Source organism: Streptomyces sp. NBC_01003 (assembly GCF_045162695.1).
GTDB lineage: Bacteria > Actinomycetota > Actinomycetes > Streptomycetales > Streptomycetaceae > Streptomyces.
Genome location: NZ_CP108707.1, coordinates 5,205,307 through 5,226,651, shown reverse-complemented (window position 1 = coordinate 5,226,651; position 21,345 = coordinate 5,205,307). Strand labels below are relative to the sequence as shown.

Sequence of the window (21,345 nt, the reverse complement as noted above, 5' to 3'; positions counted from 1 at the left end):
CAGAGATCAGAGATCAGCGTCAGCGGTCGAAGTCCAGTTCCACCGTCTCCGTGGCCGGGTGGGACTGGCAGGCGAGTACGTAGCCGGCGTCGGTCTCCTCGGGTTCGAGTGCGAAGTTCCGGTCCATGCGCACCTCACCCGAGACGAGGAACGCGCGGCAGGTCCCGCAGACGCCGCCCTTGCAGGCATACGGAGCGTCGGGGCGGTTGCGCAGCACGGTCTCCAGGAGTGATTCGCCGTCGTCGACGGGCCAGGTGCCGGAGCGGCCGTCGAGCTGGGCGGTGACCGTGGAGTGCGCGAGCGTCGGCGCGGGGCGCGCGGGTGCCGCTCCGTCGTCGACGTGGAAGATCTCCTCGTGGATGCGGGCTCTTCGTACGCCGAGGGCGCGCAGGGTGCGCTCTGCTTCCTGTACGAGTCCGAAGGGGCCGCACAGGTACCAGCCGGCTATGTCGTCTACGGGGAGCAGCGCGGGCAGGAGGGTCGTCAGGCGCTCCTGGCCGAGGCGGCCCGAGTCGAGGCCGGCCTGCTGCTCCTCCCGGGAGAGGACCGTGACCAGCTGGAACCGGTCGGGGTAGCGGTCCTTCAGGTCGGCCACCTCGTCCAGGAACATCGTCGAGGCGGCGGTGCGATCGCTGCGGATGAGGCAGAACCGGGCGTGCGGTTCGCGGGCGAGCAGGGTGGCCGCGATCGACAGGACCGGGGTGATGCCGCTGCCGCCGACCACGGCTGCGTAGAGCCCGGGGGTGGGTTCGAGGATGAAGCGGCCAGCAGGGGTCATGACCTCCAGGGCGTCGCCGACGGCGATCTCCTTGAGGGCGTAGGTCGAGAAGGAGCCGCCTTCGACGAGGCGGACGCCGACGCGAAGCGTGCGGGGGCCTTCGGGGCCGGGTGCGGGTGAGCAGATCGAGTAGGTGCGTCGGATCTCGCCGTCGTCGGCCGGGCGGCGCAGGGCGAGGTGCTGGCCCGGCGCGTGGCGGAATTCCTGACGAAGGGATTCGGGGACGTCGAAGGTGAGGGCCACGGAGTCGTCGGTGAGCCGGTCGACCGCCGCTACGCGGAGCTGGTGGAAGCGGGCCATCACAACTCCTTGAAGTGGTCGAAGGGTTCGCGGCAGTCGAGGCAGCGCCGCAGGGCCTTGCAGGCGGTGGAGGAGAAGCGGCTCAGCAGTTCGGTGTCCGTGGATCCGCAGTGCGGGCAGCACAGGGGGGAGTCGGCGGCCTCGGGGGCGCCGAGGAGCGCGGCGGCGGCCGCGTCGCCAGCTGAGCGCGTGGGTGTGGTGGTGCGCGTGGGGCCCAGGGTGACGGTCACCGGTTCCTGGTCCTCCCGGACGGCGCGGGGTGGCGCTATGCCGAACTCCCGGAGCTTGCGGCGGCCCTCGTCCGTGATGTCGTCCGTGGTCCAGGCCGGTGCGAGCACCCGCCGGACGGTGACGTCCGGGATCCCGCGCTCGTGCAGGATGCGCTCGATGTCCGTGGACATGGCCTCGACGGCGGGGCAGCCGGTGTAGGTGGGGGTCAGCTCCACCTCGACGCTGCCCGGGGTGAGGCAGTGGACGGCGCGGAGCACGCCGAGCTCTTCCAGGGTGAGCACGGGCAGTTCGGGGTCGGGCACGGAGCCGGCGAGGCGGCGCAGCTCGGCTTCGAGCGGCGTCTCCGGTCGGTCGGCGGTGTCCTGGGGGGAGGCCTCGGGGGCTTTGGTCACCATGACGCCCCCGGGTGGCTGCGGTGGAGGTGCTGCATCTCGGCGAGCATCCGTCCGAACGGTTCCGTGTGCAGGCCCTGGCGTCCCGCTCCGGCGCTCCAGGCTCCGGTCCGCGGTCCCTCGGGGACGGTCAGGGTCGCCCGGTCCAGGATGGCAGTGACCGATGCGGTCCAACTGGCCTCCATCTCGGGCCAGTCGACGTCGATTCCGTCGACGGGCTGGAACATCTCTCCGGTGTGACGCCAGAGTGCGTCGCAGGCCCGCTGCATCCGGTCGTGGCTTTCGGCGGTGCCGTCCCCGAGGCGTACGGTCCACTGCTCGGCGTGGTCCTGGTGGTACGCGACCTCCTTGACCGCCTTGGCGGCGAGGCCGGCGAGCGGTCCGTCGGTCGCGGCGAGACGGCCGTACAGGAGGCGCTGGTACGTGGAGAAGTACAGCTGGCGGGCGATGGTGTGGGCGAAGTCGCCGTTGGGCTGTTCGACCAACTGGACGTTACGGAACGCGCGTTCCTCGCGCAGGTAGGCCAGCTCGTCCTCGTCGCCGACGAGGGAGAGCAGGACCCGGGCCTGGCCGAGGAGGTCGAGCGCGATGTTGGCCAGGGCGACTTCTTCTTCGAGGACCGGGGCGTGTCCGGCCCACTCCCCCAGTCGGTGCGACAGCACGAGCGCGTCGTCGCCCAGGGCGAGCGCCGCGGCAGCGGTGACGGTGCCGACGGACGAGCCGGGGTTCAGGGACGTGGTCACAGGTGCTTCACCCCTTCCGGGATCTCGTAGAACGTCGGGTGCCGGTACGGCTTGTCGGCGGAGGGCTCGAAGAAGGGGTCCTTCTCGTCGGGCGAGGAGGCGGTGATCGAGGTGGACGGGACGACCCAGATCGAGACGCCTTCGCCACGGCGGGTGTACAGATCGCGGGCGTTACGCAGGGCGAGCTCGGCGTCCGGCGCATGCAGGCTTCCCGCGTGGGTGTGCGACAGCCCGCGCCGGGAGCGTACGAAGACCTCCCACAGCGGCCAGTCCTTCGCGTCGCTCATGCCGTCGCCTTCCCGTTCGCCCCGGAGTCTTGTGCCCCGGAGTGTTTCGCCGCGTGGGCCGCGGCCGCTTCCCTGACCCAGGCGCCCTCGTCGTGCGCCTGCCTGCGCTGGGTGATCCGCTGTTCGTTGCACGGTCCGTTGCCCTTCAGGACCTCCCAGAACTCCGTCCAGTCAATGGCTCCGAAGTCGTGGTGCCCGCGCTCCTCGTTCCACACGAGGTCCGGGTCGGGGAGGGTGAGCCCGAGGGACTCGGCCTGCGGGACGCAGATGTCGACGAACCGCTGGCGCAGCTCGTCGTTCGAATGGCGCTTGATCTTCCATTCCATCGACTGCGCGGAGTGCGACGACTCGTCGTCCGGAGGGCCGAACATCATCAGGGACGGCCACCACCAGCGGTCGACGGCGTCCTGCGCCATCGCGTGCTGGGCCGCGGTGCCGCGGCTCAGGGCGAGGAGGAGCTCGTAGCCCTGGCGCTGATGGAAGGACTCCTCCTTGCAGATCCGCACCATGGCGCGCGCGTACGGCCCGTACGAGCAGCGGCACAGGGGGACCTGGTTCGTGATCGCGGCGCCGTCCACGAGCCAGCCGATGGCGCCGACGTCCGCCCAGGTCAGCGTCGGGTAGTTGAAGATCGACGAGTACTTCTGGCGGCCGCTGTGCAGCTTGTCGAGGAGCTCGTCGCGGCCCGTGCCGAGCGTTTCGGCGGCGCTGTACAGGTACAGGCCGTGGCCGGCCTCGTCCTGGACCTTGGCCATCAGGATCGCCTTGCGCCGCAGCGAGGGGGCGCGCGTGATCCAGTTGGCCTCCGGCTGCATGCCGATGATCTCGGAGTGGGCGTGCTGCGCGATCTGGCGCACGAGCGTCGCGCGATAGGCGTCCGGCATCCAGTCGCGGGGCTCGATGCGCTCCTCCGCCGCGACGGCGGTGTCGAACGCTGTCTGGTACCCGGCGGTGCCCGAGGCTTGGCCCGAGGCGGTGCCGGTGGCGTCGGACGTGGCGTGGGCCGCCTGTGTCCGCGCCGCTTGGTGCGCAGCTGCTGTCGCCATCCCGGTCTCCCTCGACCTTGAGCGAATCTCCCGACCGATCGTTCGGTTCGTTGGATTCAATGGTGGGACGTGGCGCCGTAGGGTGTCAACCCTGCGAGGTCCGGCCTGTGGATAAGTTCCACTGCTGGTCCCATGGCCCTGTGCCTCGCGAGCGCGGCTGAGTACCGTGCCGGTGCGGCGGCGGGAGCGGGCCGCGGGGCGAGGAATCGGTTCGGCACAAGCGCGGACCGGAGGCATCGGGAAACTCGGGGAGACGGGGCGGCATGGACGCGTACGACAAGGGCTCGACCGCCCGGCGTTCCGACCTGGAGCCGCAGCCGGGGCCGGAGCCGGGCCCTTCGCGCAGTCCGGTGCCGCATCAGGTACCCGACCCGAACCACGAGCCCGACCCGAACCACGAGCCTGGGCCGGATCCCGCGTCCCCACCCCTCGCGCCCCCGCCGCCATCCGCCACAGCCCGTATCGGACTGTCGGCCCTCTCCCTCCGGTACCAGATCGCCGCTGCCTGCGCGCTCGTCGTGATCGCGCTCGGGGCGTGTGTGCACGTCGCGATGGTGTTTCTGCACGTTTCGCCGCCCAACACCGTCTCCAAGGAGTACGGCGGGGCCGTCGACAGCTGGATCTATCCGGAGTTCGAGCAGAACTGGAAGCTGTTCGCGCCCAACCCGCTCCAGCAGAACATCGCCGTGCAGGCCCGCGCGGAGATCCGTACGGCCGACGGCGGCACGCGTACGACCGGCTGGTACGACCTGTCGGCACAGGACGGCGCCGACATCGACGGGAATCTGCTGCCCAGCCACACGCAGCAGAACGAGTTGCGCCGGGCCTGGGACTTCTATGTGTCCGCGCACGACAGTGAGAACCGCCCGAACGGTCTGCGCGGCCAGCTCTCCGAGCGCTACATCCGTCGCATCGTCGTCCTGCGGCTGTCCCACGATGACCGGCTGACGGCCGCCGGCAAGGCGGCCGCCGGCGAGAAGGCCACCATCGCCCGCGTCCAGGTCCGCTCGCGGACCACCAATGTGGTGCCGCCCCCGTGGAGTGACGAGAAAGTGGATTCCAAGCCTCTCTACCGGGAGGTTCCCTGGTGGACGGTGACGGTCGCGGACAGGGCACTCGAAGGCGACAGCCAGAGCGGGAGCCGTAACGGCACCGGCACGCGCGCACGTGCCGCCACTGACGGGACGGATGCCCGGTGAACCGCATAGACCGCATAGACCGGGTCACCGGGTCCGCCCTCGGCCCTTACCAGACCGCCGTCATCCGGATCGGGTTCTCCGCGACCTGGCTGCTCTTCCTGCTGCGTGAGTTCCCCCACCGCCACGAGCTGTACGGGCCCGACGGGCCGTGGAGCTGGGACATGGCGCAGCAGCTCATCGCCGGCAACGGCGCCTTCACCGCTCTGATGTGGTCGGACGGCCGCGTCTGGTTCGAGATCGTCTACGCCACCGTGGTCGTGACCAGTGCGCTGCTGATGCTGGGCTGGCGTACCCGGGCCATGTCCGTCCTGTTCATGATCGGCGTGCTCTCGCTGCAGAACCGCAGCATCTTCATGGGCGACGGAGGCGACAACGTCATCCACCTGATGTCGATCTACTTGGTGTTCACGCGGTGCGGGCAGGTCTGGTCGCTGGACGCGCGGCGAGCGGCACGCGCGCGTGAGCACTCTGCGCGCGAGAGCGGCATCGGGCCGCCGGACCGGGTGGGGCCGGTGGCATGGTGGCTCGCGGGGCTCGGGCTTTCCGTGATCACGTTCATGGGGGTCGTGAGCGGGGGCTGGCTGGTCGTGTTCTGGGGGCTGTGGGCCGTGCAGGGCCTGTGGTGGGCGGTGAACCGGAGGGACCCGTACAGCGAGCCCCGACTGCTGCTCGACGTGATCGCGAACCTCGCGCACAACGCCGCTCTTCTCGTGATCATGGCGGAGGCATGTCTGATCTACGCGACCGCCGGCTGGTACAAGATCCAGGGCAGTCGCTGGCAGGACGGGACGGCGGTCTACTACCCGCTCCACCTGGACTACTTCTCGCCCTGGCCGGCCCTGGGCGACCTGCTCGCCTCGCACGGGCTGATGGTGATGCTCGTGTCGTACGGGACGGTCGCCGTGCAGGTCGCCTTCCCGTTCACGCTGTTCAACCGGCGCGTCAAGAACGTCCTGCTGGTCGCCATGATGTGCGAGCACGCGGCGATCGCCGTCCTGCTCGGGCTGCCGTTCTTCTCGCTCGCGATGATCGCCGCCGATGCCGTGTTCCTGCCGACGCCGTTCCTGAAGCGGCTGGGTGGATGGGTGGCACGCGCGCGTGGAGGCCTGTTTTCCCGTACGGCCGGTGTTCCTACGGTGCCGGGGCCTCGCGCAGCCGAGAGCCCCGAACAGGCCCACGTAGGCTTCTCGCCATGAGCAGGGCGAACAGCGTGGACAGGCGAGCGGCATGAACAGGGTGGATATCGCCGGCGTAGATGAATGGCGCGCCCGTGCAGACGCGTCCGTGCTCCTCGACGGGTTCCACGCGCTCAAGCACGCCCTGCGTTTCGGCGCGCGCGTGCCCGTGGCTCTGGCGACCGGCCGGGCCGCCGCGCTCGCCCTGGCCGAGGAGCTCGCCCCGGACGTGCGGGAGGCCCTGGACGGGCTCCTGGTGGAGGTGCCGGAGGAGACGCTGCGCGCTCTGGTGCCGCGTCTGCATCCCACGGGGGTGGCCGCGCTGGCGGTGCGGCCGGACCGGGCGGAGAACCTGGCGGCCGTGGCACACCTGCCGAGGACCGCGCCCGTCGTCGTCCTCGACAACCCCCGCAACCTCGGCAACGCGGGCGCCGTCATCCGGCTCGCCGCGGGCTTCGGGGCGACGGGCGTCGTCATGACCGGCAGCCTCGACCCCTGGCACCCGACCGTCGTCCGCGGGGGCGCCGGCCTGCACTTCGCGACGGCCGTCGAGCGCCTGGCGGTGGCGGAGCTGCCGCCGGGGCCCGTGTACGCGCTCGATCCGGAGGGCGAGGACATCCGGGGGACCGCGCTGCCGGACGACGCGCTGCTCGCCTTCGGCTCGGAGCGCAGCGGCCTGTCGCCCGAACTGCGCGCCCGCGCCGACCACTTGGTGTCGCTGCCGATGCGGGCGCAGGTCTCCAGCTACAACCTGGCGACGAGCGTCGGCATGACGCTCTTCCACTGGAGCACCTGCGGCACGCCGGGCGGTCCCGCGGGCCGCCCGGCCGCCTGAGCTGACGTCGGCCGGAGGCCTCAGGCCTCCTTGCGCACCTCCACGACCCGGAAGCGGTTCGCCACGAACGCTCCGTCGCACAGCGCCGCGTTGGCCGCGGGGTTGCCGCCGGAGCCGTGGAAGTCCGAGAACGCCGCCGTCTGGTTCACGTACACCCCGCCCGTGAGGTTGATGGACAGCTGGGCGCACTCTTCGAGGCAGACCTCTTCGACGCCTTCGGCGACCTCGTCGGAGGTCGTGTACGCGCCGACGGTCATCGCGCCCTTGTCGCGCACCGTGCGCCGCAGCAGGTCCAGCGCGTCCGCCGTGGAGTCGACGGCGACGGCGAAGGAGACTGGGCCGAAGCACTCGCTGAGGTAGGCGGAGTCGGAGTCGGCGCCGTCCCAGAACTTCCGTGCGCCGTCCTGCTTGACGATCACCGGCGTGCGGACGACGGCACCGGGGAACTCCGGGTTGCTGATCTCCCGTGAGGCGAGGGCGACTTCGCCGAGGCCGGAGGCCGCCTCCAGGCGGGACTTCACGTCCGGGTTGACCAGGGCGCCGAGCAGCGCGTTCGCCCGGGCGACGTCGCCGAGGAGGCCGCCGACCGCGGCCGCGATGTCGGTGACCACCTCGTCGTACGTCTTGGGGCCCTCGTCCGTGGTGATGCCGTCGCGCGGGATGAGCAGGTTCTGCGGGGTGGTGCACATCTGGCCGCTGTACAGGGACAGGGAGAACGCGAGGTTCGCCAGCATTCCCTTGTAGCGGTCGGTCGAGTCGATGACGACCGTGTTGACGCCGGCCTTCTCCGTGTAGACCTGTGCCTGCCGGGCGTGCGTCTCCAGCCAGTCGCCGAACGCCGTCGAGCCCGTGTAGTCGATGATCTTGATCTCGGGGCGCAGGGCGATGGTCTTGGCGATGCCTTCGCCGGGCTTCTCGGCGGCCAGCGCGACCAGATTCGGGTCGAAGCCGGACTCGGCGAGGACCTCGCGGGCGACCTGGACGGTCAGGGCGAGGGGCAGCACCGCGCGCGGGTGGGGCTTCACCAGGACGGGGTTGCCGGTGGCGAGGGAGGCGAAGAGCCCCGGATATCCGTTCCACGTGGGGAAGGTGTTGCAGCCGATGAGGAGCGCGATGCCGCGCCCGACCGGCGTGAACTGCTTGCCGAGGACGAGGGGGTCGCGCTTGCCCTGCGGCTTGGTCCACTCCGCCGCGTCCGGTGTGCGCACCTGCTCGACGTACGCGTACGCCACCGCTTCGAGCCCGCGGTCCTGCGCGTGGGGGCCGCCCGCCTGGAACGCCATCATGAAGGCCTGGCCGCTGGTGTGCATCACGGCGTGCGCGAACTCGTGCGTACGCGCGCTGATCCGGGCCAGGATCTCCAGACATACGGCGGCCCGCGCCTCGGCGCCAGCCTCGCGCCACGCGCGCATGCCCGCGCGCATCGCGGGGAGCAGGACGTCCAGGTCGGGGTGCGGGTAGGTGACGCCCAACTCGACGCCGTACGGCGACATTTCGCCGCCCACCCAGTCGTCCGTGCCGGGCTGGCCGAGGTCGATCCGGGTGCCGGAGAGCGCGTCGAAGGCGGCCTTGCCCTCGGGCATGCTCAGGCTTCCGTGCTCTCCGTAGGCCTTGGGGTGCTCGGGGTGCGGTGACCAGTACGCGCGCGTGCGGATCGCTTCCAGCGCTTGGTCAAGCGTGGGCCGGTGCTTGGCGATCAGGTCGTGCGCGGTGACTTCGGCGGCCATGACGGACCAACTCCTCGTCGAGGCGGCTCTTCGTCGAGCCGGCGAGCTGGGCAGGAACAGCTGGGCAGGAACAGGCAGACACGGTTAGAGTAACCGAACGATCGGTCGGGACAAGGGGGTCCGTCGAACCTGTGGAAAACCTCGCGCCCGCCTCAGCGCCCCGACCCCCGGGACCCCGGCCGTCGTTCCGTGCGGGAGGATCGCGACCATGACAGCACTCGAGCTCGGCAGCCCCGAACGCCTTGTGGGCGTGGTGGGCACCGGCACCATGGGCCAGGGCATCGCCCAGGTCGCCCTGACCGCCGGCCACCCCGTCCGGCTCTACGACGCCGTACCGGGCCGCGCCCGGGAGGCTGCGGACGCCATCGCCGCGCGCCTGGACCGCCTGGTCGACAAGGGCCGGCTCGACGCGGCCGAGCGCGACGCCGCGCGTGCGCGTCTGAGCGCCGCCGGGTCCCTCGAGGAGTTCGCGGGGGCGGCGCTCGTCGTCGAGGCCGTACTGGAGCGGCTCGACGTGAAACAGCAGCTGTTCACGGACCTGGAGGAGATCGTCGCGGACGACTGTCTGCTCGCGACCAACACCTCGTCCCTGTCCGTCACGGCTGTCGGCGGCGCGCTGCGTCTGCCGGGGCGACTCGTCGGCCTGCACTTCTTCAACCCCGCGCCCCTGATGCCGCTGGTCGAGGTGGTCTCCGGCGCGGCGACCGACGTAACGGCGGCCACGCGCGCGTACGAGACGGCCCGCGCCTGGGGCAAGACCCCCGTCGTCTGCGCCGACACCCCCGGATTCATTGTCAACCGCATCGCCCGCCCCTTCTACGCCGAGGCGTTCGCGGTCTACGAGGAGCAGGGCGCCCAGCCCGCCACCATCGACGCCGTCCTGCGCGAGTGCGGCGGCTTCAAGATGGGCGCCTTCGAGCTGACGGACCTCATCGGACAGGACGTCAACGAAGCGGTCACCCGCTCCGTGTGGGAGGCCTTCTTCCAGGACGTGAAGTTCCGGCCGGCCCTCGCCCAGCGGCGCCTGGTCGAGGCCGGCATGCACGGCCGCAAGACGGGCCGCGGCTGGTACGCGTACACGGACGGCGAGGACCGCCCGGAACCGCACACCGCGCAGCCCGCCCAGGCGCCCGCGTACGTCGTCGCCGAAGGCGACCTGGGGCCTGCCGGCGAGCTTCTCGCGCTGATCCGCGAGGCGGGCATCCCGGTGCGCGAGGAGGACGAGGACAACGGCACGCGCCTGGTCCTTCCCGGCGGCGGCCAGCTCGCCCTCGCGGACGGCCAGACGTCCGTCGAATACCGGGACGTCATCTACTTCGATCTCGCGTTCGACTATCGCGCCGCGACCCGTATCGCGCTCGCGACCTCTCAGGAAGCGTCCCCGCAGACCTTGCACGAGGCCACCGGGCTCTTCCAGGCCATCGGCAAGGACGTCAGCGTCATCGGGGACGTGCCCGGCATGATCGTCGCGCGCACGGTCGCGCGGCTCATCGACCTGGCGCACGATGCCGTCGCCAAGGGAGTGGCCACCCCGGAGGACATCGACACGGCGATGCGCCTGGGCGTCAACTACCCACTGGGGCCCATCGAGTGGAGCAGGAAGCTCGGCAAGAACTGGGCGTACTCCCTGCTCGACGATCTGCACCTGCGCGACCCGTCCGGCCGCTACGCGCCCTCGCTCGCGCTCTACCGCCACTCGTACGCCTCCGACAAGCGGGAGGGCTCCGCATGACCACCGCAAGGCGCGACACCTACACGCCCGAGACCCTCCTGTCGGTCGCCGTGCAGGTGTTCAACGAGCGAGGCTACGACGGCACTTCGATGGAGCACCTCTCCAAGGCGGCCGGTATCTCCAAGTCGTCGATCTACCACCACGTCGCCGGCAAGGAGGAGCTGCTGCGGCGCGCCGTCAGCCGCGCGCTCGACGGCCTCTTCGGCATCCTCGGCGAGGAGCACGCGTGCGTGGGGCGTGCCGTCGAGCGCCTGGAGTACGTCACCCGGCGCATGGTCCAGGTCCTGATATCCGAGCTGCCGTACGTGACCCTGCTGCTGCGCGTGCGCGGGAACACCGACGCGGAGCGCTGGGCGATGGAGCGGCGCAGGGAGTTCGACCACCAGGTGGCCGAGCTTCTGAAGGCGGCCGCGGCCGACGGTGACGTGCGGGGCGACATCGAGGTACGGCTCGCGACCCGCCTCGTGTTCGGCATGATCAACTCGATCGTGGAGTGGTACCGGCCGGGCGGCCGGGGCATGGACGACCGCGAAGTCGCCGACGCCGTCGTGCAGTTGATCTTCGGAGGGCTGCGCAAGGAGGGCTGACGGCCCCGGGGCGCGGGCGCGTCAGGCGTCCGGCTCCAGGTCCTCTTCCTCGAACACCAGCAGCGTCCGCGTGCTCAGCACCTCCGGCATGGCCTGGAGTTTGGTGAGTACGAGCTCCCGCAGGGCCCTGTTGTCCTGCGTGTGCACCATCAGGAGCACATCGAAATCGCCGCTGACCAGTGCGATGTGTGAGGCCTCCGGGAGCCGGCGCAGCTGCTCGCGGACGGTGCGCCAGGAGTTCTGGACGATCTTGAGCGTGATGTACGCGGAGGCGCCCTGCCCGGCCCGCTCGTGGTTGACGCGGGCGCCGAACCCGCGGATGACGCCGTCGTCGATGAGCCGGTTGATGCGCGCGTAGGCGTTGGCCCGTGACACATGGACGCGCTCGGCGACGGAGCGTATCGAGGCCCGGCCGTCCATCTGGAGCATCTGCAGGATGTCGCGGTCGATGGAGTCCAGCGCGCGCGGCTGGTACTCGGGGCGGCCCTCGGGCGGGCGCGGCGGGGAGCCCGGGCGGCTGTCGGGGCCGCTGTCGGGCGCGCGGGGCGGAGTCTCGGGGCGGTCGCCGCCCGGGCCGTCGGCCATTCGTTCAGATGCCATGTCCCCCCGCCTCCCTACCATGGACGTACTGCGTCCATCCCAAGCTGTGGAGAACCGTTTGTCCACAGCCTGGAGGTGCCTGTAGCCAAAATGTGCCGACGACCGAACAATCGGTAGGTGGGGCGCATCACACCGTCGCGTCTCTCAGCCGCTTCCAACGAGGAGGTGCCGTCATGACGGTCATGGAGCAGCGGGATGCCTACCGGCCCACCCCGCCGCCCGCCTGGCAGCCGCGCACGGATCCCGCGCCGCTACTGCCCGACGCCGAGCCGTTCCGGGTTCTCGGCACCGATGCCGCGGCCAAGGCCGACGCCCGGCTCCTGCACCAGCTGTACGCGGAGGTGGTGCGCGGCCGCAGGTACAACGCGCAGGCGACCGCCCTGACGAAGCAGGGCCGGCTCGCGGTCTACCCCTCCAGCACCGGACAGGAGGCCTGCGAGGTCGCGGCCGCCCTCGTCCTGGAGGAGCGCGACTGGCTCTTCCCCAGCTACCGGGACACCCTCGCCGCCGTCGCCCGCGGCCTCGACCCCGTACAGGCCCTGACCCTGCTGCGCGGCGACTGGCACACCGGGTACGACCCGCGCGAGCACCGCGTCGCCCCCCTGTGCACGCCGCTCGCGACGCAGCTACCGCACGCCGTGGGCCTCGCGCACGCCGCCCGCCTCAAGGGTGACGACGTGGTCGCGCTCGCCATGGTCGGCGACGGAGGCACCAGCGAGGGCGACTTCCACGAGGCGCTGAACTTCGCGGCGGTGTGGCAGGCCCCGGTCGTCTTCCTCGTCCAGAACAACGGCTTCGCCATCTCCGTACCGCTCGACAAGCAGACCGCCGCCCCGTCCCTGGCCCACAAGGCCGTCGGATACGGGATGCCCGGTCGCCTCGTCGACGGGAACGACGCGGCGGCCGTGCACGAGGTCCTCGCCGAAGCCGTGCGCCACGCGCGCGGAGGGGGCGGCCCGACCCTCGTCGAGGCGGTCACCTACCGCATGGAGGCGCACACGAACGCGGACGACGCCACGCGCTACCGCGTCGATGCAGAGGTCGACGCCTGGCGCGACCACGACCCGATCCTGCTCCTGGAGCGGGAGCTGACGGATCGCGGACTCCTCGACGAGGAAGGCATACGGGCCGTGCGCGACGACGCCGAGAAGATGGCCGCCGACCTGCGCGAGCGCATGAACCAGGATCCGGTGCTCGACCCCATGGACCTCTTCCGCGACGTCTACGCCGAGCAGACGACGCAACTGCGCGAGCAGGCCGCCCAGTTGCGCGCCGAGCTCGACGCCGAGGCGGACGGGGCGGGCCGATGACCACCGTCGCCGTCAAGCCGGCCACCATGGCGCAGGCCTTCGGCCGCGCCCTGCGCGACGCCATGGCCGCCGACCCCTCCGTGCACGTCCTCGGCGAGGACGTCGGCACGCTGGGCGGCGTCTTCCGAGTCACCGACGGACTCGCCAAGGAGTTCGGTGACGCCCGCTGCACGGACACGCCGCTCGCCGAGGCGGGCATTCTCGGTACCGCGGTCGGCATGGCCATGTACGGCCTGCGGCCCGTCGTCGAGATGCAGTTCGACGCGTTCGCCTACCCAGGCTTCGAACAGCTGATCTCGCACGTGGCGAAGATGCGCAACCGCACCAGGGGCGCGATGCCGCTGCCCCTCACCGTGCGCGTGCCCTACGGCGGCGGCATCGGCGGCGTCGAGCACCACAGCGACTCCTCCGAGGCCTACTACATGGCCACCCCGGGCCTCCATGTCGTCACGCCCGCCACCGTCGCCGACGCCTACGGCCTGATGCGCGCCGCCATCGCCTCCGACGACCCCGTCATCGTCCTCGAACCCAAGCGGCTGTACTGGTCGAAGGACTCCTGGAACCCCGAGCACCCGACGGACGTCGAACCCATCGGACGGGCCGTGGTCCGCCGGACCGGCACCAACGCCACCCTCATCACGTACGGGCCGTCGGTGCCCGTCTGCATGGAGGCGGCGGAGGCGGCGCGGGCCGAGGGCTGGGATCTGGAGGTCGTCGATCTGCGCTCCCTGGTGCCGTTCGACGACGAGACGGTCAGCGCGTCCGTGCGCCGCACCGGGCGGGCGGTCGTCGTGCACGAGTCGGGCGGTTTCGGCGGCCCCGGCGGCGAGATCGCCGCGCGCGTCACCGAACGGTGCTTCCACCACCTGGAGGCGCCGGTCCTGCGGGTGGCCGGGTTCGACATCCCGTATCCGCCGCCGATGCTGGAACGGCACCATCTGCCGGGGGTCGACCGGATCCTGGACGCGGTCGCGCGGCTCCAGTGGGAGGCGGGCAGCTGATGGCACAGGTCTTCGAGTTCAAGCTGCCCGACCTCGGCGAAGGCCTCACCGAGGCTTCGATCGTCACCTGGCTCGTCCAGGTCGGCGACGTCGTGGCGGTGGACCAGCCGGTCGTCGAGGTGGAGACCGCCAAGGCGATGGTCGAGGTCCCGTGCCCCTACGGGGGCGTGGTCACCGCCCGCTTCGGCGAGGAGGGCACCGAACTGCCCGTCGGCTCGCCCCTCCTGACGGTCGCTGTGGGCACACCGGCCGAGGGGGAGGGTGACGACGAGGGGTCCGGGAACGTCCTGGTGGGATACGGCACGGCGGCCGCCCCCGCGCGCCGCCGCCGGGTTCGCCGACAGGACGACCTCCCCGTGGCAGCGCCTGCGGCACCCGCTCGGAATGCCCCGTCCGTCCCGGTTCCGGAGGCGCTGCAGCGGAGCGGACCCGTGCCGGTCATCTCCCCCCTCGTGCGCAAGCTCGCCCGCGAACACGGTGTCGACCTGCGGAAGTTGCCCGGGTCGGGACCCGAAGGACTCATCATGCGGGCCGATGTCGAGAGCGCCATGCGCGAGACGGTGCAGGTGCGGGCCCACGTGGCGGAAGCGGAGGACGTGGCCCCGGCTCCGGCCCACGCCCCGGTGGGCGGGACCGCCGACGGCATCCGCGTCCCCCTGCGCGGCCTCCGAGGCGCCGTGGCCGACAAGCTCACCCGCAGCCGCAGCGAGATCCCCGACGCGACCTGCTGGGTGGACGCCGACGCCACGGAGTTCATGCACGCGCGCGTGGCCATGAACGCGGCCGGCGGGGAGAAGATCTCCGTTCTCGCCCTGCTCGCCCGCATCTGCACCGCGGCCCTGGCCCGCTACCCGGAGCTCAACTCCCGGGTCGACATGGCGGCCCGGGAGGTTGTGCAGCTCGACGCCGTGCACCTCGGGTTCGCCGCCCAGACCGAGCGCGGACTCGTCGTCCCCGTCGTGAAGGACGCGCACGTACGCGACGCCGAGTCCCTGAGTGCCGAGTTCGCCCGCCTCACGGACGCGGCGCGGGCCGGCCGGCTCACGCCCGGGGAACTCACGGGCGGCACGTTCACGTTGAACAACTACGGCGTCTTCGGCGTCGACGGTTCGACGCCGATCATCAACCACCCCGAGGCAGCGATGCTCGGCGTGGGCCGGATCATCCCCAAACCCTGGGTCCACCAGGGTGAGTTGGCGGTGCGCCAGGTCGTCCAGCTGTCGCTCACCTTCGACCACCGGGTGTGCGACGGCGGCACGGCAGGCGGCTTCCTGCGCTACGTCGCGGACTGTGTCGAACAGCCGGCGGTGCTCCTGCGCACCCTGTGAGGACGAGCCTGCGCGTCCTGTGAACACGAACGGCCCGCCCCCGCCCACCTCGATGTGACGTAAATCCTCGCGGGTGCGGGCCGTTTCCAGGGGTGGCAATGATCCTTCGTGCGCCCATACTCGGGGGATGAACGCTGCTCCCGCGCCGAGCCGCCCCGCCCACGACGCCGTCGTGCTCGCCGGCGGCGCCGCCAGACGGCTCGGCGGCGCGGACAAGCCCGCGGTCCGTGTCGGAGCCAGGCCGCTGCTCGACCGCGTACTGGCCGCCTGCGCCACGGCCGGCACCACGGTCGTCGTCGCCGAACCCCGACCCACCGCGCACCCCGTGCGCTGGACCCGCGAGGACCCGCCGGGCGGCGGACCGCTGGCCGCACTCGACGCCGGCCTGCGCGCCACCACGGGCGACCAGGTCCTCGTCCTCTCCGCCGACCTGCCCTTCCTGAGCGAGCAGACGGTACGGGGCCTCCTCGATGCCCTTGACGCGGGAACGGCGGACGGGGTCGTGCTCACCGACGCCGACGGCCGGGACCAGCCGCTCGTCGCGGCCTACCGCAGCGCACCCCTGCGCCACCACCTCGCCGAACTCGCAGCCGCGCACGACGACGGCCTCTCCGGGCTGCCCCTGCGGCTGCTCGTCGGCCGACTCGAACTCACCCGCATCACCGACCCCGTCGCGTCCTTCGACTGCGACACCTGGGACGACATCGCCGCCGCCCGGTCACGTATCAGGGAGCATGGGCACGTGTTGGATGAATGGATCTCCGCAGCCAAGGACGAACTGGGCATCGAGCTCGACGTCGACACCGGCGTCCTGCTCGACCTCGCCCGCGACGCCGCGCACGGTGTGGCCAGGCCGGCCGCTCCCCTGACGACATTCCTCGTCGGATACGCGGCCGCGAACGCCGGAGGAGGCCGCGAGGCCGTCGCCGAGGCCTGCGCGAAGGCCGCCGCGCTCGCTGACCGCTGGGCGAAGGAGGCCGCGGACGAGGAAGCGTCGGCGCCCGGGACGACGGGTGCCGGTCCGGCTGCCTCGTCCGACAGTCCCGCATCCGGCGGCGACTCACCCGGTGGCTCTGCGGGCGCGCGGCCGGACGCGTGATGAGCGGTCAGAGCGCGGAGTCGCTCGCCGCGCAGGCGCGCGCGGCCGAGGACGGCGCCGTCGACGAGGCGCTCGCCCTGGTCAACGAGGCCCGGGCGGCAGACGGCCGCGGTGCGGGACGCTCCGGCGGGGCAGGTTCCGGTACGGGACGCCCAGGACACGGTTCGGCAGAGGGCGCCCGGCGCACCGGACCCGTCACCCCCACTGGCCACACCGGCCACCCGGACCCCGCGCACAACAGCACTTCCTCCAGCCACCGAACCGACTCCCGGCACCAGGCCGCCCCCTGGTCCGCTGCGCGGGCCGTCGCCGGGCGGGCCGGACGCGCGGCCGCCGCGCTCCGGGGAGGTGCGGCGGAGCGCCGCGTGCCGCTCGACCGGGCGCTGGGCCTGACGCTGGCCGAGCCCCTCGCCGCGCTCTCCGACCTCCCGTCCTTCGACACGTCCGCCATGGACGGCTGGGTTGTTGCCGGGCCGGGCCCCTGGGACGTACGGGCCGAGGGGATACTCGCCGGGGAGGACCGGCCCGAGCCGCTGTCCGACGGTGAGGCCGTCCAGATCGCGACCGGCGCCCGGGTCCCGAGAGACGCGACCGCCGTCATCCGCAGCGAACACGGACGCACCGACGACAAGGGACGGCTGTTCGCCCTGCGCGACGTCGGCCACGGCCAGGACATCCGTCCCCGCGGCCAGGAGTGCCGATCCGGCGACCAACTCCTGCCCAACGGAGCCCTGGTGACGCCCGCGGTGCTCGGGCTGGCCGCGGCAGCCGGGTACGACGAACTGCTGACGGTGACGCGGCCGAAGGCCGAAGTGTTCGTCCTGGGCGACGAGTTGCTGACCGAGGGCCTCCCCCGTGAGGGCCTCATCCGGGACGCGCTCGGCCCCATGCTGCCGCCCTGGCTGAGGGCGCTCGGCGCGGAGGTCACGTCCGTACGGCGTCTGGGCGACGATCCGAAGTCGCTGCTCAAGGCCGTACGGGCGTCGAACGCCGACCTCATCGTGACGACCGGTGGCACCGCGTCGGGTCCGGTCGACCATGTACACCCGACGCTGAGCGGGGTCGATGCCGAACTGCTCGTCGACGGTGTCGCGGTGCGGCCGGGGCACCCGATGCTGCTCGCCCGCACCAAGGAACGGCAGCACCTCGTCGGCCTGCCGGGCAACCCTCTCGCAGCCGTCTCCGGGCTCCTCACGCTCGCCGAGCCCCTGTTGGGGATCCTCGCGGGACGACCGGAGCAGGAGCCGTACACCGTGCCGCTCCAGGGGGCTGTGCACGGGCATCCGCATGACACGCGGCTCGTCCCTGTCGTCGTGCGGGGGGATGTGGCCGTGCCGCTGCGCTACAACGGTCCGGCCATGCTGCGCGGGATCGCGGCGGCCGACGGGCTCGCCGTCGTCGCGCCCGGCGGCGCGAAGGCCGGGCGGGAAGTGGAGATCCTCGACCTGCCGTGGTCGTGGAGCCCGACAGGTGGCGACGGAGGCTACGGCGCTGCCGAGAGGTGTTTCACGTGAAACTTCCCGGCCATGACGCGATGGCCCGCCAGGACGACGAGAAGGTCGTCGCCCGTCAGGTGAAGCTGCCCAAGCGGGTTGTCGAGCGGCCCCTGCGGCAGGTCGCCCGGCGACTGATAGTGGCGCTCGCCGTGCTGGTCGCGACGGCGTTCATCGTCTGGATCGACCGCTCCGGCTACAACGACAACTCCGACGGCAGCGTCGACCTGCTGGACGCGTTCTACTACGCGACCGTCACCCTCTCCACGACCGGGTACGGGGACATCACACCCGTCAGTGACGGTGCCCGGATCATCAACATCCTCGTCATCACGCCGCTGCGTGTGCTGTTCCTGATCATCCTGGTCGGCACCACTCTCGAAGTGCTCACCGAGCGCACGCGGGAGGAGTGGCGACTGAACCGCTGGAGGTCCAACTTGCGTGACCACACCGTGGTCGTCGGATTCGGCACGAAGGGCCGGTCGGCGATCCAGACCGTCTGCGCGACGGGCCTGAAGGCGGATCAGGTCGTGGTCGTCGACCCCAGTAGCAAGGTCATCGAGGCGGCCACGGCGCACGGGTTCGCCGGGGTCGTCGGTGATGCCACGCGCAGTGATGTGCTGTTGCGGGCCGAGGTGCAGAGGGCGCGGCAGATCATCATTGCCACCCAGCGGGACGACACCGCGGTCCTGGTGACCCTCACCGCCCGCCAGCTCAACCGCGCGGCGAAGATCGTGGCGGCTGTCCGCGAGGAGGAGAACGCCCCGCTGCTGCGGCAGTCGGGAGCCGACGCCGTCATCACCAGCGCCAGCGCGGCGGGCCGGCTGCTCGGACTCTCCGTGCTCAGCCCGAGCGCAGGCATGGTCATGGAGGACCTCATCCAGCAGGGCAGCGGACTCGACATCGTGGAACGGCCGGTCATAAAGGCCGAGGTGGGACTGAAGGTCCGCGAGACCGAGGACCTGGTGGTGAGCGTGGTGCGCGGGCACCGGGTGCTGGGTTACGACGACCGGGCCATCGGCACGCTCCAGTTGACGGACCGCCTGATCACGATCGTCCGGGCCACCCCCGGCACCCAGGCCATCCCGGACACGCGACGGCTGCCGCGGGACTGACGGTTGGGGCTCGCGGGGACGGTCAGTTGGGGGCCCGGGAGGATTGGCAGTCGGGGCACGCGCCGACCCGTCTCCTGGATCGCTCCGAGGAGTAGCCTCGCCGGCATGTATGCGATCACGATTCCGGAACCCGGTGGACCTGAGGCGCTCGTCTGGGCGGAGGTTCCCGATCCCGTACCCGGTGACGGCGAAGTGCTGGTCGAGGTGGCGGCCGGGGCCGTCAACCGCGCCGATCTGCTTCAGCGTCAGGGCTTCTACAACCCGCCGCCCGGCGCGAGCGACATCCCCGGTCTGGAGTGCTCGGGACGCATCGTCGCCCTCGGCGCCGGCGTGTCCGGCTGGTCCGTCGGCGACGAGGTGTGCGCGCTTCTCTCGGGCGGCGGTTACGCCCAGAAGGTCGCCGTCCCGGCCGGCCAGCTCCTGCCCGTACCCGAGAACACCGACCTCGTCACGGCGGCCGCGCTGCCCGAGGTGACCTCGACCGTCTGGTCGAACGTCTTCATGATCGCCCACCTGCGCCCCGGCGAGACCTTCCTGGTCCACGGCGGCTCCAGCGGCATCGGCACGATGGCCATCCAGCTGGCCAAGGCCATCGGGGCCAAGGTGGCGGTGACGGCGGGCAGCAAGGAGAAGCTCGACTACTGCGCCGAGCTCGGCGCCGACATCCTGATCAACTACCGCGAGCAGGACTTCGTGGAGGAGATCAAGCGGGCCACCGACGGCGCGGGCGCGGACGTCATCCTCGACAACATGGGAGCCAAGTACCTGGACCGCAACGTCCAGGCGCTGGCCACCAACGGCCGCCTCGCGATCATCGGCATGCAGGGCGGCATCCAGGGCGAGCTGAACATCGCCATGCTCCTCAACAAGCGCGGGGCCATCACCGCGACCTCGCTGCGCGCGCGCCCGCTGGCCGAGAAGGCCGCGATCGTCGCTGCGGTGCGGGAACACATCTGGCCGCTGATCGACTCGGGCCGCGTCCGGCCGATCGTCGACCGGAAGCTGCCGATGAGCGACGCGGCGCAGGCGCACCGGGTCCTGGAGGAGAGCGGGCACATCGGGAAGGTGCTGCTCACCGTCGAGTAGATCCATCGGCGGGCGGGGGCGTGGCCCGGGCGAGTTGGTGGCCCTCCAGGCGGCCGGGCGGCGTGGCCGGAGTGAGTGGAGCGACACCAAGGTGCCGGAATTGTTGCGTCATGTGACGCTGATTCCGGGATTCCTCCGATCTTGGTGACTCGATTCCGGGAGGGCGCGCGGAATGACTCCACGCCTCCGCACCACCGGCCGCCCGCTGCCGCTGCCGCTGCCGTCGCCGCTGTGGCGTCTGCTGTTCCTGGCCCTCCTCCTCGGACCGGCCACCTCAGGCACTTACGCGTACGCCGCCGAACCCGCGCCCCCGCGCGCCCCCGCCTCTGCCCGCGCCCCCGCCTCCGCCTCCACCTCCGCCTCCACCTCCACCTCCACCTCTGCCTCTGCCGACGAGACACAGGCCGGCAGCCACCCTGGCAAGGGCCGTACGCCGCCGGGGCGGGCCGAGTCGAAGCCGTCGGCCCACGACCGCCCCGAACAGAAGCCGCCCAGGGGCCGGCCCAGCGGCGAGCACTCCGCGGCCGAATCCTCCGCGCCCGACACCGGGAAGCCCTCGGCGAGTGCCTCCCCCAGAAGGCCCGGCGCCTCCCACGCCCATCCGAAGGCATCCCCCGCGAAGGCCTCCCCTGCGAAGGCCTCCCCTGCGAAGGCCTCCCCTGCGGACTCCTCCCGTAAGGGCCACTCCGCCGGTAAGAGCCACTCCGCCTCGGCGTCCGCTGCCACGTCGCCGAAACGGTCCCGCCCTCCGTCGGCGGACCCGCCCCGCACCCGCCCGGCCCACGCCTCCATATCCGTGCCCCCGGAAGAGCAGCAGGCCCCCGAGGACGGCTCCGACGAGCAGCAGGGCCAGCCGTCGGCCCGGCCCACCGGCGTCCCCGTGGACAGCGCCGGCCACACCCCGCGGCCGACCGTCGCCGAACCCGTGATCCCCGGCGTGGGCGTCCTGCCGCTGGGCTCCGGCCTGGTCCTCATAGGCCTCGGCGTCGGATTCCTGGCACTGCGCCTGCGCCGCACGTGAAATATGCGCCGCACGCGAAACCTGCCCCGCACGCGAAATCGCTGCCGCACCTGAAATCCCGCCGCCCATGAAAACTGCCCCGAACGAGAAATCTCCGCCGCCCATGACATACGCCCTGCCCACGGCCCATGCGCTCCCCATGACCCAGCCGCAACCACACGCGCGACCCACGGCCTACGCACCCCCCAGGCCCGACACCTCCCGCTCCGCCCAGTCCCGAGACCTCCCGTCCCGACCGGCCCGTGGCCCCCGTTCGACGC

Annotated in this window: 20 protein-coding genes; 13 read left to right on the top strand and 7 right to left on the bottom strand. The window is 71.8% G+C overall.

Annotation, left to right across the window (positions count from 1 at the left end; all coding sequences use genetic code 11):
- Nucleotides 1-19: 19 nt before the first annotated feature.
- From OG698_RS23945 to paaA, 5 genes are read right to left on the bottom strand one after another with little or no spacing between them, the layout of a single operon-like run.
- On the bottom strand, nt 20-1,078 hold the full coding sequence (locus OG698_RS23945) for a 2Fe-2S iron-sulfur cluster-binding protein (RefSeq protein ID WP_406105328.1): 1,059 nt from the start codon (nt 1,076-1,078) through the stop codon (nt 20-22).
- A complete protein-coding gene (gene paaD, locus OG698_RS23940) occupies nt 1,078-1,704 on the bottom strand; it encodes a 1,2-phenylacetyl-CoA epoxidase subunit PaaD (protein ID WP_406105327.1) in 627 nt (208 codons plus the stop codon). The genes OG698_RS23945 and paaD overlap by 1 nt, the downstream gene beginning before the upstream one ends.
- On the bottom strand, nt 1,698-2,444 hold the full coding sequence (gene paaC / locus OG698_RS23935; protein ID WP_406105325.1) for a 1,2-phenylacetyl-CoA epoxidase subunit PaaC: 747 nt from the start codon (nt 2,442-2,444) through the stop codon (nt 1,698-1,700). The genes paaD and paaC overlap by 7 nt, the downstream gene beginning before the upstream one ends.
- Entirely contained in the window at nt 2,441-2,731 is a 291-nt protein-coding gene (gene paaB, locus OG698_RS23930) for a 1,2-phenylacetyl-CoA epoxidase subunit PaaB (RefSeq protein WP_227296143.1), read from the bottom strand. Before paaB ends, paaC begins: the two co-directional genes overlap by 4 nt.
- A complete protein-coding gene (gene paaA / locus OG698_RS23925) occupies nt 2,728-3,777 on the bottom strand; it encodes a 1,2-phenylacetyl-CoA epoxidase subunit PaaA (RefSeq protein ID WP_406105323.1) in 1,050 nt (349 codons plus the stop codon). The genes paaB and paaA overlap by 4 nt, the downstream gene beginning before the upstream one ends.
- 263 nt (nt 3,778-4,040) lie before the next feature.
- On the opposite strand from paaA, the gene OG698_RS23920 reads away from it, so the two are divergent.
- The 3 genes from OG698_RS23920 to OG698_RS23910 are packed head-to-tail and all read left to right on the top strand — an operon-like array spanning nt 4,041 to nt 6,986.
- Nucleotides 4,041-4,976 (top strand): DUF5819 family protein, encoded by a 936-nt coding sequence (locus OG698_RS23920; protein ID WP_406105322.1) that lies wholly within the window; start codon nt 4,041-4,043, stop codon nt 4,974-4,976.
- Nucleotides 4,973-6,172: an HTTM domain-containing protein gene (locus tag OG698_RS23915; protein ID WP_406105319.1), complete on the top strand. Its 1,200-nt coding sequence runs from the start codon at nt 4,973-4,975 to the stop codon at nt 6,170-6,172. Before OG698_RS23920 ends, OG698_RS23915 begins: the two co-directional genes overlap by 4 nt.
- Before the next feature lie 31 nt (nt 6,173-6,203).
- Entirely contained in the window at nt 6,204-6,986 is a 783-nt protein-coding gene (locus OG698_RS23910) for a TrmH family RNA methyltransferase (RefSeq protein WP_406105317.1), read from the top strand.
- Between the two features lie 20 nt (nt 6,987-7,006).
- Here OG698_RS23910 and paaN read toward each other — a convergent pair whose 3' ends face one another.
- Nucleotides 7,007-8,713 carry a phenylacetic acid degradation protein PaaN gene (gene paaN, locus OG698_RS23905; RefSeq protein ID WP_406105315.1) on the bottom strand — a complete coding sequence of 569 codons (1,707 nt, stop codon included), beginning with the start codon at nt 8,711-8,713 and terminating at the stop codon, nt 7,007-7,009.
- A 208-nt stretch (nt 8,714-8,921) separates the two neighbouring features.
- Between paaN and OG698_RS23900 the strand changes: the two genes are divergently transcribed.
- A complete protein-coding gene (locus OG698_RS23900) occupies nt 8,922-10,445 on the top strand; it encodes a 3-hydroxyacyl-CoA dehydrogenase (protein WP_406105313.1) in 1,524 nt (507 codons plus the stop codon).
- Entirely contained in the window at nt 10,442-11,032 is a 591-nt protein-coding gene (locus tag OG698_RS23895) for a TetR/AcrR family transcriptional regulator (RefSeq protein ID WP_406105311.1), read from the top strand. Before OG698_RS23900 ends, OG698_RS23895 begins: the two co-directional genes overlap by 4 nt.
- A 21-nt stretch (nt 11,033-11,053) precedes the next feature.
- On the opposite strand, the gene OG698_RS23890 is transcribed toward OG698_RS23895, so the two are convergent.
- Entirely contained in the window at nt 11,054-11,632 is a 579-nt protein-coding gene (locus OG698_RS23890) for an Lrp/AsnC family transcriptional regulator (protein WP_406105310.1), read from the bottom strand.
- A gap of 173 nt (nt 11,633-11,805) precedes the next feature.
- Here OG698_RS23890 and pdhA point away from each other — a divergent pair, with 173 nt between their 5' ends.
- The 8 genes from pdhA (at nt 11,806) to OG698_RS23850 (ending at nt 21,085) form a co-directional block, all read left to right on the top strand.
- Nucleotides 11,806-12,942 (top strand): pyruvate dehydrogenase (acetyl-transferring) E1 component subunit alpha, encoded by a 1,137-nt coding sequence (pdhA, locus tag OG698_RS23885; RefSeq protein WP_406105308.1) that lies wholly within the window; start codon nt 11,806-11,808, stop codon nt 12,940-12,942.
- The gene (locus tag OG698_RS23880; RefSeq protein ID WP_406105306.1) at nt 12,939-13,943 is read left to right on the top strand and encodes an alpha-ketoacid dehydrogenase subunit beta; all 1,005 of its coding nucleotides are present in this window, start codon (nt 12,939-12,941) and stop codon (nt 13,941-13,943) included. The genes pdhA and OG698_RS23880 overlap by 4 nt, the downstream gene beginning before the upstream one ends.
- Complete coding sequence (locus OG698_RS23875; protein WP_406105305.1) at nt 13,943-15,271, top strand: dihydrolipoamide acetyltransferase family protein; 1,329 nt, start codon at nt 13,943-13,945, stop codon at nt 15,269-15,271. The genes OG698_RS23880 and OG698_RS23875 overlap by 1 nt, the downstream gene beginning before the upstream one ends.
- 127 nt (nt 15,272-15,398) lie before the next feature.
- Nucleotides 15,399-16,370, top strand: a complete 972-nt coding sequence (locus OG698_RS23870; protein ID WP_406105303.1) for an NTP transferase domain-containing protein — start codon at nt 15,399-15,401, stop codon at nt 16,368-16,370.
- Nucleotides 16,370-17,884, top strand: a complete 1,515-nt coding sequence (locus OG698_RS23865; RefSeq protein ID WP_406105302.1) for a molybdopterin molybdotransferase MoeA — start codon at nt 16,370-16,372, stop codon at nt 17,882-17,884. Before OG698_RS23870 ends, OG698_RS23865 begins: the two co-directional genes overlap by 1 nt.
- Nucleotides 17,872-18,978, top strand: a complete 1,107-nt coding sequence (locus tag OG698_RS23860; protein ID WP_399969057.1) for a potassium channel family protein — start codon at nt 17,872-17,874, stop codon at nt 18,976-18,978. The genes OG698_RS23865 and OG698_RS23860 overlap by 13 nt, the downstream gene beginning before the upstream one ends.
- Before the next feature lie 105 nt (nt 18,979-19,083).
- Nucleotides 19,084-20,064, top strand: a complete 981-nt coding sequence (locus OG698_RS23855; protein ID WP_399969055.1) for an NAD(P)H-quinone oxidoreductase — start codon at nt 19,084-19,086, stop codon at nt 20,062-20,064.
- Between the two features lie 172 nt (nt 20,065-20,236).
- Nucleotides 20,237-21,085, top strand: coding sequence for a hypothetical protein (locus OG698_RS23850; RefSeq protein ID WP_406105300.1), 849 nt, complete (start codon nt 20,237-20,239; stop codon nt 21,083-21,085).
- Nucleotides 21,086-21,345: the final 260 nt, after the last annotated feature.